General features: G+C 70.0%; 1 protein-coding gene. It reads left to right on the plus strand.

The window, feature by feature from the left end; all coding sequences use genetic code 11:
- Positions 1-153 precede the first annotated feature (153 nt).
- Positions 154-13,861: non-ribosomal peptide synthase/polyketide synthase (locus tag D7Y11_RS16450; protein WP_126934166.1), on the plus strand; the 13,708-nt coding region annotated here is incomplete at its 3' end.

Here is a 13,861-nt window from a genome sequence, read left to right on the forward strand (position 1 = left end):
TCACTCATATGAATTTGACCCACCCTCGCGCTTCTTTGGGAAGAGCGGCGCAGGGAGTCAATCCGGCACCAGCAACACGCCCGAGTTTCGCGAGCGCCACGGCCTCCAGTGGTGCTCGTACGCAGTGGCGGCCCCCAGTGCGGAGTACACGAGATGAGCCACGAGCTGTCGAAGCGGATCGCCAACCTCTCACCGGAAAAGCGCGCCGAGTTGCTCAAGAAGGTGGCCGCGCAGAAGGCCATCGCGGGCACCTCCGCGCAGGGTCTCATCCCGGTGCAGGACCGCACGCGCCCGCTGCCGCTGTCCTTCGCGCAGCAGCGCCTCTGGTTCATTGATCAGCTTCAACCCGGCACCTCCCTCTTCAACGTGCCCATGGCGGTGCGCCTGGAGGGTGCGCTCGACGTGGCCGTGCTGGAGCGCGCGCTGCGCGAAGTCGTGCGCCGTCATGAGGTGCTTCGCACCACCTTCCGTGAGGACGTCTCCGGCCCCGTGCAGATGGTGTCCCCGGAGCCGATGCTCACCCTGGAGCGCAAGGACCTCACGGGCTCACCGCCGGAAGAAGCGTGGCGCTTGGCGCGTGAAGCCGCTGCCCAGCCCTTCGACCTCGCGAAGGGCCCGCTGCTGCGCGCGCTGCTTCTGACGTCGGCACCGGGAGAGCACCTGCTCGTCGTGGTGGTCCACCACATCGTCTCCGACGGTTGGTCCATGACGCTGCTGGTTCGCGAGGTGGCGCTGCTCTACGGCGCGCTCGCGAGAGGGCAGGCAGTGCCCCTGCCGCCACTGGGCATCCAGTACGCGGACTTCGGCGTCTGGCAGCGAGAGTGGATGCAGGGGCCCCGGCTGGAGAAGCAGCTCGATTTCTGGAAGCGGCAGCTGGCCGGAGTGCCCTCCGCGCTGGAGTTGCCCACCGACTTCCCCCGCCCCGCCACCCGCGACGGCCGAGGCGCCCGGCATGACGTGCTGCTGCCGCGCGAGCTGACGGACGCGCTCAAGGCCCTCGCCCAGCAGGAAGGCGCCTCCCTCTACATGGCGCTGCTGACGGGCTGGCAGATGCTGATGGCCCGCTACTCCGGCCAGGAGGACGTCACCGTCGGCTCCCCCATGGCCGGCCGCACGCGTGGTGAGGTGGAGAGCCTCATCGGCCTCTTCGTCAACGCCCAGGTGCTTCGCACGCGGGTGACGGACACGGCGTCCTTCCGCACACTGTTGCGTCAGGTGCGGGAGACGGTGCTCGGGGCGCAGGAGCACCAGGAGTTGCCCATCGAGCGCCTCGTGGAGGAGTTGAAGCCCGAGCGCATCCCGGGCCGTACTCCCTTCTTCCAGGTGATGCTCACCTACCAGGCCTCCTTCCGCGGCTCCGCCTCCGTTGAAGGCGTGAAGCTGGAGGCCCTGGAGCTCGACACCTTCTCCGCCAAGTTCGACCTCACCCTCCAGGTGCTGGAGACGGACGCAGGCCTCAAGGGCTACCTCGAGTACACCACCGACATCTTCACCGCCTCCACCGCCGCACGCATGGCCGAGCACCTGCGTGTGCTCCTTCAGGAGGCCGTCGCTCAGCCGGATCACCGCGTGTCGTCGCTGCAACTGCTCGCGGGAGCAGAGCGCCAGCAGATGCTGGTGGAGTGGAACGCCACGCGCGCGCCGTTCCCCGAAGCGTGCATGCATTCGCTCTTCGAGGAGCAGGTGCGCCTCGCTCCGGACGCGGTGGCCGCTGTGTTCGAGGGGACGCAACTGACGTACGCGCAGCTGGATGCGCGTGCCAATCAGCTCGCCCATGCCCTTCGCCGTCGTGGCGTGGGGCCCGAGGTCCGCGTTGCACTCAGTGTCGAGCGCTCCCTCGATGTCGTCATCGGTCTGCTTGGCATCCTGAAGGCCGGTGGTGCCTGGGTGCCGGTGGATCCGCTCCTACCTCGTGAGCGTCTGGCCTTCATGCTGGAGGACAGCGCGGCCCAGGTGCTCGTCACTCAGCAGCCGCTCGTGGACCGCTTCCCGGAGGCGTTGCACGCCCGCGCGCTCTGCTTGGACACCGAGCGCGGCGCTCTCGCCACTGAACCGACGGATGCGCCCGTAACGGGAGTGACGCCCGCGAACATGGCGTACCTCCTCTACACCTCGGGCAGCACCGGTACGCCCAAGGGCACAGCGGTGGAGCACCGCAGCGTCGCCAACCTCGTCACCCACGAGGCGGTGGCCTACGGCATTGGCCCCGGCAGCCGTGTGTTGCAGTTCGCCAGCCTCAGCTTCGACCTCTCCGTGGAGGAGATTTTCACCACGCTCTGCAACGGCGCCTCGCTGGTGCTCGCACCGCTGGAGAAGCTGATGCCGGGCGCGCCGCTGCCCGTGCTGCTGCGTGAGCAGGAGTTGAGTGTCGTCAGCCTCACCCCCGCGGCACTGGCAGCCACGTCGTCCGAGGGACTCCCCAAGGTGCGCACCGTCATCTCCGGCGGCGAAGCCCTGCCCGCGGACGTCGTCGCGCGTTGGGCACCAGGACGGCGCCTGCTCAACACCTACGGCCCCACCGAAGCCACCGTCATCGCCACCTTCGGTGAGGTGGTGGCGGATGGAGAAGTGCCGTCCATCGGCAAGCCGCTGGCGAACGTACACGTCTATGTGTTGGACCCGCACGGCCAGCCGGTGCCCGTGGGCGTGCGCGGCGAGTTGCACATTGGCGGCGTCGGCGTGGCGCGAGGCTATGCGGGACGCCCGGGCCTCACCGCCGAGCGCTTCGTGCCGGACGCCTTCTCCGGTGAGGAAGGGGCTCGTCTCTACCGCACGGGCGACGTGGTGCGCTGGCGCGCTGACGGACAGCTGGACTTCGTCGGCCGCATCGACGCCCAGGTGAAGGTGCGCGGCTTCCGCATCGAGCTGGGTGAAGTCGAGAACGCCCTGCGCGCAGCCCCCGCTGTGAAGGATGCCGTCGTTCTCGCGCGCGAGGATGCTCCAGGTGACAAACGGTTGGTGGCCTACGTCGTGGGTGAGTCCCTCGACGTCACGGCCCTCCGCGCATACCTCAAGCAGCACCTGCCCGAGTACATGGTGCCCGCCGCCTTCGTCCCTCTGGACGCGCTGCCGCTGACGTCCAACGGCAAGGTGGACCGCAAGGCGCTCCCTGCTCCGGACGTGAGCGCGCTTCGGGCTTCGCACGCCTACGAGGCCCCGGCGACGCCGCTGGAGGAGAAGCTCGCGGCCCTGTGGAGCGAAGTGCTTCGCGTGCCCACTGTCGGTCGCACGGACAACTTCTTCGAGCTGGGTGGCCACTCGCTGCTCGCCACGCAGTTGGTGGCCCGCGTGCGTGCGGCACTCGACGTGGAGTTGCCGCTTCGTGCCCTCTTCGAGGCCCCCACCATCGCCGCCCTCGCGCAGCGCCTCCAGCTCACGGCGACCGGCACGCGACTGCCGCCCCTCACCCGCATCGCGCACGAAGGCCCGCCCCCGCTGTCCTTCGCCCAGCAGCGCCTGTGGCTGTTGGATCAGCTCCAGCCTGGCAACGCCGCATACAACATCCCCGCCGCCCTCCGGCTGAAGGGCCACGTGGACGTCGAGTCCCTTCGTCGCGCCTTCGAGACCCTCGTCGCCCGGCATGAAACGCTGCGCACCACCTTTGTCGAGCACCAGGGCCAGCCCGCGCAGTGCATCCACGCGCCTTCGACGTGGACGCTCTCCCTGCTCGATGTGTCCTCGCTGCCCGAGCCTCAACGGCAGGAAGAAGCGCGTCGCCTCGCGAACCTCGAGGCCCACCGTCCCTTCGACCTGGAAGCGGGTCCGCTCCTTCGCACCTCCCTGGTGCGCCTGGGCGACGCGGAGCACCTGCTGCTGGTGACGATGCACCACATCGTCTCGGACGGCTGGTCCATGGGCGTCCTCGTCCGCGAGCTCACCGCCCTGTACGCGGCGCTCCACGCGGAGCAGGCGCCCACGCTCGCACTGCTGCCCGTGCAGTACTCGGATTTCGCCGTGTGGCAGCAGGGATGGCTCCAGGGCGAAACGCTGGAGACCCAGCTCGCCTATTGGAAGGAGAAGCTCGCGGGGGCTCCCGCCACGCTGGAGCTGCTCACGGACCGTCCGCGTCCGCCCGTGCAGTCGCACCGGGGCGCGACGGTTCCCGTGCGGCTCGCCTTGCCGCTGACCGAGGCCCTCAAGACCCTGGCCCGGCAAGAAGGCGCCACGCCTTTCATGCTGCTGCTCTCCGCCTTCCAGGTGCTCCTGTCGCGCTACTCCGGCCAGGACGACATCAGCGTGGGTTCTCCCATCGCTGGCCGCACCCAGGCCGAGACCGAAGGCCTCATCGGCTTCTTCGTCAACACGCTGGTGCTGCGCGCCCACGTGGATCCACGCGCGACCTTCCGGGAGCTGCTGGCGCAGGTGCGCGGCACGACGCTCGCGGCCTATGAGCACCAGCACCTGCCCTTCGAGAAGCTGGTGGAGGTCCTCCAGCCCGTGCGCGACCTGAGTCGCAGCGCGCTCTTCCAGGCGATGTTCACCCTGCAGAACGCGCCCATGGATGCGCTTCGCGTGCCGGGCCTGTCGTTCGAACAGCTCCCGCTCGAATCGAACTCCGCGAAGTTCGACCTGTCCCTGACGCTTCAGGACTCGCCTCAGGGCTTCATGGGCGTGCTGGAATACAGCAGCGACCTCTTCGACGCCGCCACCGTCCAGCGCATGGTGGGCCACCTGGACGTCCTGCTGGAGGCCATCGCCGAGCAGCCGGACTCGACGCTCGCGGGCCTGCCCTTGCTCACGGCTCCAGAGCGCCGGCAGCTCCTCGTGGACTGGACCAGGACGGACGCGGAGTTCCCTCGCGACACCTGCTTCCACGAGGCCTTCACGGCCCAGGCCCTTCGCACGCCTGAAGCCCTGGCCGTCGTCTGCCGCGACCAGCAGCTCACCTTCCAGGAGCTGGACGCGCGCTCCAACCAACTGGCGCACCGGCTGGTGAAGCTGGGCGTCGGCCCCGACGTGCGCGTGGTGCTGTGCGTGGAGCGCTCCGTGGAGGCCCTCGTCGGCATCCTGGGCATCCACAAAGCCGGCGGCGCCTATGTGCCCCTCGACTTCCGCTACCCGGGCGAGTGGCTCGCCCACGTCCTCACGGACACCGGCGCGCCCGTGGTGCTCACCCAGCAGCGCCTGCGCGACGTGCTTCCCCAGCACACCGCCCACGTCGTCCTCCTCGATCCGGATGCGGAGGAGCTCGCGGCCGAGTCCCGCGAAGCCCCCGGCGTGGCCGTCTCCGCCGAGCACCTGGCGTACATCATCTACACCTCTGGCAGCACCGGCCGCCCCAAGGGCGTGATGATCCAGCACCGCTCCGTGATGAACCTGCGGCAGGGGCTGGCCACCACCGTGCACCAGGGCCGAAGCACGGCGGAGCGGGTCAGCGTCAACGCCCCACTGTCCTTCGACGCCTCCGTCCAGCAGCTCGTGCAGGTGCTCGACGGCCACACCCTCTGCATCGTCCCGGAAGAGGCCCGCTCGGATGCGGGTGAGCTGGTGAAGCGCATCGGGCAGGACGCGCTGGAGGTCCTCGACTGCTCTCCCGCGCACCTGCGCATGCTGATGGATGAAGGCCTGCTGGAGAAGGACGTCCTCCCCCGGCGCGCGCTGGTGGGCGGCGAGGCGGTGGATCCCGGCACCTGGAGCCGCCTGGCCCAGCATCCGCGTCTGCGCGCCTTCAACGTCTACGGCCCCACCGAGTGCACCGTCGACGCCACCGCCTGCGCCTTCGACGCCTCTGCGTCGCCCACCATCGGTCGGCCCCTGTCCAACGTCCGTGCTTACGTGTTGGACAAGTCCCTTCGCCCGGTGCCCGTGGGCGTCGCGGGTGAGCTCTTCCTCGGCGGTGAAGGCGTGGCCCGCGGCTACCTCAACCGCCCCGACCTGACGGCGGAGCGCTTCATCCCCGATGCCTTCTCCGCCATCCCGGGCGCGCGCCTCTACCGCACGGGCGACGTGGCGCGCTGGCGCGCGGACGGGATGCTCGACTACCTGGGCCGCGCCGACTTCCAGGTGAAGGTGCGTGGCTTCCGCATCGAGCTGGGTGAAGTCGAAGCCGCGCTCCTCAAGCATCCCCAGGTGCACGCCGCCGTGGTGCTGGCGCGCGAGGACATCCCCGGCGACAAGCGGCTCGTCGCCTACGTGGTGCCCACGGAAGGCACGAACTCCGCGCCGACGACGGACGTCCTCAAGGACTGGCTCAAGCAGCTCCTGCCGGAGCACATGCGGCCCTCCACCTTCCTGGTGCTGGAGGCCCTGCCGCTCAACGCCAACGGCAAGGTGGACCGCAAGGCCCTGCCCGCGCCCCAGGGCACCGCGCAGGCTTCCACCTATGTCGCGCCGCGCACTCCCACGGAAGAGCAGCTCGCGGCCCTCTTCGCGCAGGTGCTGCGCGTGGAGCGCGTGGGCATCCACGACGACTTCTTCGCCCTGGGCGGACACTCGCTGCTGGCCACCCAGTTCGTCTCCCGCGTGCGCGCCACCTTCCGCGTGGAGTTACCGCTCCGGGCCCTCTTCGAGGCGCCCACGGTGGCCGCGCTCGCCGAAGGCCTCCGGACACGGACACCCGGCCACCACCTGCCTCCACTCATCCGGGCTTCGGCGGACAGCCCGCGACCGCTGTCCTTTGCCCAGCAGCGCCTCTGGTTCCTGGATCAGCTCACGCCGGGAGACGCGTCGTACAACCTCCCCACTGCGCTGCGGCTGACGGGCCCGGTGGACGTGGAGTCATTGCGCCGCGCCTTCGAAGCGCTCGTCACCCGTCACGACTCCCTGCGCACCACCGTGCACGAAGTCCAGGGACAGGCCACCCAGCACGTCCACGCTCCGGCCACCTGGACCTTGCCGCTCATGGACCTGTCCGCGCTGCCCGACGCGCAGCGTGAAGCCGAAGCCTGGCGCAAGCTCGAGGAGGAGGCGCACCAGCCGTTCCATCTGGAAACGGGCCCGCTGCTGCGCACCGCGCTCGTGCGGCTGGCGGCCGAAGAGCACCTGTTGCTCGTGACGATGCACCACATCATCTCCGACGGCTGGTCCATGGGCGTGCTCGTGCGCGACCTGGTCGCCTTCTATGAAGCGTTCAGCGCCGGCCAGACGCCCGCGCTCGCCCCGCTGCCCGTGCAGTACGCGGACTTCGCGGAGCGGCAGCGCCAGTGGCTCCAGGGCGAAACGCTGGAGACCCAGCTCGCCTACTGGAAGCAGCAGCTCGCGGGGGCGCCCGCCACCCTGGCGCTGCCCACGGACCATCCGCGCCCGTCCATCCAGTCACACGCGGGCACGTCCCTCGCAGTCCGCATTCCACGGGAGACGTCCGAAGCCCTCAAGGCGCTGGCCGGGCGAGAGGGGGCCACCCCCTTCATGGTGCTGCTCGCGGCCTGGCAGCTGTTCCTGGCGCGCTACTCCGGCCAGGACGACGTCAGCGTGGGCACGCCCATCGCCGGCCGGACCCAGGCGGAGACCGAGGGCCTCATCGGCTTCTTCGTCAACACGCTCGTCCTGCGCGCCCAGGTGAATCCACGCGCGACCTTCCGCGAGTTGCTCGCGCAGGTGCGCGGAACCACGCTCGCGGCGTTCGAGCATCAGCACCTGCCCTTCGAGAAGCTCGTCGAAGCCGTGCAGCCCGTGCGGGACGCGAGCCGCAGCCCGCTGTTCCAGGTGATGTTCGCGCTGCAGAACGCGCCCCTGGAAGACCTGCGCATCCCGGGCCTCACCTTCCAGCAGGTGGCCGCGGAATCGCGCTCCGCCAAGTTCGACCTCACCCTGACGTTGCAGGACTCGGCGCAGGGCTTCGTGGGCTGGTTGGAGTACAGCACCGCGTTGTTCAAGCAGGGCACGGTGGAGCGGATGGCCAGCCACCTGCGCATCCTGCTGGAGGCCGTGGCCTCAAGGCCCGAGCAGTCCGTGGCCGGGCTGTCGCTGCTCTCCCGCGAGGAGCGACAGCGCATCCTCGTGGACTGGAACGACACCACCGTCGCCAGCCCCCTGGACGTCCCGGTCCACGTCCACTTCGCGCGGCAGGCCCTCAGCACGCCCGACGCGGTGGCCCTGGTGCTGGGGGAGGCGTCGCTGACGTACGCCCAGCTCGAAGCCCGCGCCAACCAACTCGCACATCACCTGCGCGGCCTCGGCATCATGCCCGGCGCGCGCGTGGGCCTCGCCATCGAGCGCTCGTTCGAGCTGGTGACGGCGCTCCTCGCCATCCTCAAGGCTGGCGCTGCCTTCGTGCCCGTGGATCGCAATGCGCCCGTGGAGCGCATCGCCACCTTGCTGGAGGACGCGGACGTCGGCGTCGTCCTCACCCACCAGCCCTTCGCCTCCAAGCTGCCCGCTTCCGGCACTCGCGTCTGGCTGGACGCGCAGCAGGACGTCATCGCCGCACGGCCCACGCATGCGCTCGACGTCTCCGTGGAGGGAGAGTCTCTCGCCTACGTCATGTTCACCTCGGGCTCCACGGGGCGTCCCAAGGGCGTCTGCGTGCCGCACCGGGGTATCACCCGCCTGGTGCTCGGCAGCACCTTCATGCGCTTCGGGCCGGATGAAGTCTGGCTCCAGGCTGCCCCGGTTGCCTTCGACGCCTCAACGCTCGAAATCTGGGGCGCGCTGCTGCACGGTGCGAAGCTCGTCCTCGCTCCGCCCCATGCGCTCTCCCTGGAGGAACTGGCCACGCAGCTTCGCCGCCACCGGGTGTCGGTGCTGTGGCTCACCACCGCCCTCTTCGAGCAGATGGCCCTGCACCAGGGCGAAGCCTTGGCGGAGGTGCGCCAGGTCCTCACGGGCGGTGAGCTGATGCCCTGGGCGCGTCTGCGCGACCACCTGGCGCGGCTCCCCGAAGGGGCGACGCTGGTGCACGCCTACGGCCCGACGGAGAACACGACCTTCTCCACCACGCTGCCGTTGCATCGGGGGGCAGTGGTGGAAGGTCCGGTGTCCATCGGCCGGCCCATCCCCAACTCCACCGCCTACGTCCTGGATGCCCACCTGCACCCGGTGCCCGTGGGCGTCGCGGGCGAGGTGTACGTCGGTGGCCCGGGCCTCGCCTGGGGCTACCTGCACCGCCCCGACCTGACCGCGGAGCGTTTCGTCCCCCACCCCTTCTCCTCCATTCCGGGCGAGCGGCTCTACCGCACGGGCGACAAGGCCCGCTGGAGGGAGGACGGCACGCTCGACTTCCTGGGCCGCGTCGACTTCCAGGTGAAGGTGCGCGGCTTCCGCATCGAGCTGGGTGAAATCGAAGCCGCCCTGCGCGCCTTCCCGGGCGTCAACGAGGCCGTCGTCATGGCCCGGGGCTCGGACGCGGACAAGCGCCTCATCGGCTATCTCACCGCGCACGAAGGCCACACCTTGGACGTGGAGGCGCTGCGGGCCCACCTGCGGCAGCGGCTGCCGGAGTACATGGTGCCTGCCTCGCTCCTGGTCCTGGAGGACCTGCCCCTCAACGCCAACGGCAAGGTGGACCGCAAGGCCCTGCCCGAACCGGGGGACGCACCGCGCGCGGCCTCCTTCGTCGCGCCGCGCACCGCCACCGAAGAGCAGCTCGCGGCCCTCTTCGCGGAGGTGCTGCGCGTGGAGCGCGTGGGCCTCCACGACGACTTCTTCGCCCTCGGTGGCCACTCGCTGCTGGCCACCCAGCTCGTCTCGCGCGTGCGCGCCGCGTTCGGCGTGGAGCTGCCGCTGCGAGCCCTGTTCGGAGCGCCCACCGTCGAAGCCCTCGCGCCGAAGCTCGACGAGGCCCCGTCCTCCGCGCTTCGTGCTCCGCCGCTGAGGCCCGTGTCCCGCGAGGGGGCCCTGCCGCTCTCCTTCGCCCAGCAGCGCCTGTGGCTGTTGGATCAGCTCCAGCCGGGTGATTCGTCATACAACGTCCCCACCGCGCTGCGGCTGTCGGGCCGGGTGGACGTGGCGGCACTGCGAGGCGCCTTCGAGGCGCTCATCGCCCGCCACGAGTCCCTGCGCACCACGCTCGCCGCGTCCCACGAGGCGCCGTCGCAGCGAGTCCACACCTCCGTGGCGTGGGAGCTGCCCGTCGTCGACCTGAGCGCGCTGCCCCAGGAGCAGCGCGAGGAAGAAGCCTGGCGCATCGTGGCCGAGGAGGCCCGCCGTCCGTTCCAGCTCGCCACGGGACCGCTGCTGCGCGGGCTGCTGGTGCGCCTGGGAGCGGAGGAGCACGTGCTGCTGGTGACCATGCACCACGTCATCTCCGACGGCTGGTCCATGGGCGTCCTCGTGCGCGAGATGGCCGCCTTCTACGAGGCCTTCAGCACGGGCAGCACGCCGGCCCTCCCGCCGCTGCCGGTGCAGTACGCGGACTTCGCGACGTGGCAGCGCGACTGGCTCCAGGGAGAGGTCCTGGACGCGCAGCTGGCTCACTGGAAGCGGCGGTTGGCGGGTGTGCCGGCGGCGCTGGAGCTGCCCACGGACCGTCCCCGTCCGCCCGTGCAGACGCACCGGGGTGCCACGGTGGAGGTGCGGATTCCCGCCCCCCTCGTGGAGGCCCTCAAGGCCCTGGCCCAGCAGGAAGGCGCCACGCCCTTCATGGTGCTGCTGGCGGCCTACCAGGTGCTCCTGTCGCGCTACTCCGCGCAGGATGACATCAGCGTGGGTTCCCCCATCGCGGGCCGAACCCAGGCGGAGACCGAGGGCCTCATCGGCTTCTTCGTCAACACGCTCGTCCTGCGCGCCCACGTGGATCCGCGCAAGACGTTCCGGGCGCTGCTGGTCCAGGTGCGCGACACCACGCTCGCCGCCTTCGAGCACCAGCACCTGCCCTTCGAGAAGCTCGTGGAGGCCGTGCAGCCCACGCGCGACCTGAGCCGCAATCCGTTGTTCCAGGCCATGTTCGTCCTGCAGAACATGCCGGGCGAGGTGCTGCGCGTGCCGGGGCTGTCCATGCGGACGCTGCCGCTGGAGACCCGCTCCGCGAAGTTCGATCTCTCCCTGGGACTGAGGGAGGCCCCCACGGGCATCACGGGCACGCTGGAGTACGCGACGGACCTGTTCGACGCGGCGACCATCCAACGCATGGCCGGACACTTCGGCGTACTGCTGGAGGCCATCGCATCAGAGCCGAACACGAGGCTTGGCGACCTGCCCCTGCTCACCGACACGGAGCGCCAGCAGCTCCTCGTCGAGTGGAATCCGCCTGCCTCGCAGGCGCCGCGGGAGTCCAGCATCCCCGCGATGGTGGAGGCCCAGGTGCGCCGCACGCCGGATGCGCTGGCCGTCATCACGCCCGAGCGGCAGTTGACGTACCGGGAGCTGGACGCGAAGGCGAACCAGCTCGCGCACCGTCTGCGCGGACTTGGCGTCGGGCCCGAAGTCCGCGTCGGCCTGTGCGTCGAGCGCACCGAGGACCTCGTCATCGGCGCTCTCGGCATCCTCAAGGCTGGCGGCGCCTACGTGCCGCTGGACCCCAGCTACCCGCGTGAGCGCTTGGGCTGGCTGCTCGAGGACGCCCAGGGCCCTGCACTCGTCGCGCACTCCCATCTGCTCTCAGCGCTTCCGGAGACATCCGCCACGCCGGTGTGCCTCGACTCGGACGCGGAGCTGGCGAAACAGCCGACGACGGCTCCGGTGGTGTACATCCACCCCGGACACCTCGCCTACCTCATCTACACCTCCGGCAGCACAGGCCGTCCCAAGGGCGTCGCCATCTCCCATGGCAACGCCGTCTCCTTCCTCCACTGGGCCCTGACTACATTCTCGCCGGAGGAGTTGAAGGGCACCCTCGCCGCGACGAGCCTCAACTTCGACCTCTCCGTCTTCGAGCTCTTCGCGCCGCTCTCCAGTGGTGGTGCGGTGGTCGTGGCACGCAACGCCTTGCATCTGGCGGAGCTGCCCACCGCGTCCCACGTCACCCTCGTCAACACCGTGCCCTCCGCCATGGCGCAGCTGCTGCGCCTGGGCGCGGTGCCGCCTTCAGTACGTGTCATCAACCTCGCCGGTGAAGCCCTCCCGGAGACGCTGGCGAAGCAGGTCTACGCCGTCCCCACGGTGCAGAAGCTCTTCAACCTCTACGGCCCGTCCGAGGACACCACCTACTCCACCGCCTCTCTCGTCGGCCGTGACGAAGTGCCCCTCATCGGCCGCCCGCTACCCGCGACGCGCGCCTATGTGCTGGACGCCTCATTGCAGCCGGTGCCCGTGGGTGTCGCAGGTGAGCTGTACCTCGCGGGCGAGGGCCAGGCGCGCGGCTACCTGCTGCGTCCGGAACTCACTGCGGAGCGCTTCGCCCCCGAGCCCTTCGGTCCTCCGGGCGGCCGCATGTACCGCACGGGTGACCGTGTCCGTTATCGCCTCGACGGGCGCCTGGAGTACCTCGGCCGCATCGACTTCCAGGTGAAGGTGCGTGGCTTCCGCATCGAGTTGGGCGAAATCGAAGCCGCTCTCCGTCGCACTCCAGGACTCAAGGACGCCGTCGTCGTCGCGAAGGGTGAGGCCGCCGACAAGCGGCTGGTCGCCTACGTCACGCCCAAGGTGAATGCGTCGCTGGAGGTGGAAGCCCTCAAGGCCCACCTGCGGCAGGGCCTCCCTGAGTACATGGTGCCCTCCACCTTCGTGGTGATGGACGCCCTGCCCCTCAACTCCAACGGCAAGGTGGACCGCAAGGCACTGCCGGAGCCGGAGGCACCTCAGTCCGGCAACACCTACGAAGCGCCTCGCACCGAAGTCGAAGCGAAGCTGGCCTCCATCTGGGCGGAAGTCCTTCGCCTGCCCCAGGTGGGCGTGAAGGACTCCTTCTTCGAACTGGGCGGGCACTCGCTGCTGGCCACGCAAGTGGTCTCTCGCGTGCGCGCGGAGTTCAGCGTGGAGTTGCCCCTGCGCGCGCTCTTCGAGTCCCCCACCGTGGAGGCGCTCGCCGGGCGGCTGCACGGGAGCGCCACCTCCCAGGCTCCGAAGCTCACCCGCGTCTCGCATGACGGTCCGCTGCCGCTGTCCTTCGCGCAGCAGCGACTGTGGCTGTTGGATCAGCTCCAGCCCGGGGACGCGTCGTACAACATCCCCACGGCGCTCCAGCTCTCGGGACACCTGGACATCGAGGCCCTGCGCCGTGCCTTCGAGGCGCTCGTCGCCCGTCACGACGCACTGCGCACCACCTTCCACGAGCATCAGGACCAGCCCATCCAGGCGGTCCACGCGCCCAGTGGTTGGACGCTGCCGCTCGTGGACCTCTCAACCCGGCCTGAGACGCTGCGGGAAGACGAGGCGCGCAGGCTGGCCAACGAGGAAGCACGGAAGCCGTTCGACCTCGCCAGGGGACCGCTGCTGCGCACCACGTTGGTGCGGCTGACCGAGGACTCACATCTGTTGCTCGTGACGATGCATCACATCGTCTCCGACGGCTGGTCCATGGGTGTGCTCGTCCGCGAGCTCATCTCGCTGTACTCCGCGTTCCATGACGGCAAGGACCCCGGCCCCACGCCGCTGCCCGTGCAGTACGCGGACTTCGCGGCCTGGCAGCGGAACTGGCTCCAGGGCGAGGCACTGGACGCGCAGATCCACTACTGGAAGCAGCAGCTCTCCGGAGCTCCCGCCGCGCTGGAGCTGCCCACGGACCGCCCGCGACCGCCCGTGCAGTCCCACCGGGGCGCAACGGTGGACGTGCGCATCCCCTCAGAGGTCTCTCACGCGCTCAAGGCCCTGGCACAGCGGGAAGGTGCCACGCCGTTCATGACGTTGCTCGCGGCGTTCCAGGTGCTCCTGTCGCGCTACTCCGCGCAGGATGACATCAGCGTGGGTTCCCCCATCGCGGGCCGCACCCAGGCGGAGACCGAAGGCCTCATCGGCTTCTTCGTCAACACGCTCGTCTTGCGCGCCCACTTGAGCCCGCGCGCGACGTTCCGCGAGCTGTTGGCCCAGGTGCGAGGCACGACCTTCG

It is taken from the genome of Corallococcus sp. AB018, from assembly GCF_003986945.1.
GTDB lineage: Bacteria > Myxococcota > Myxococcia > Myxococcales > Myxococcaceae > Corallococcus > Corallococcus exiguus.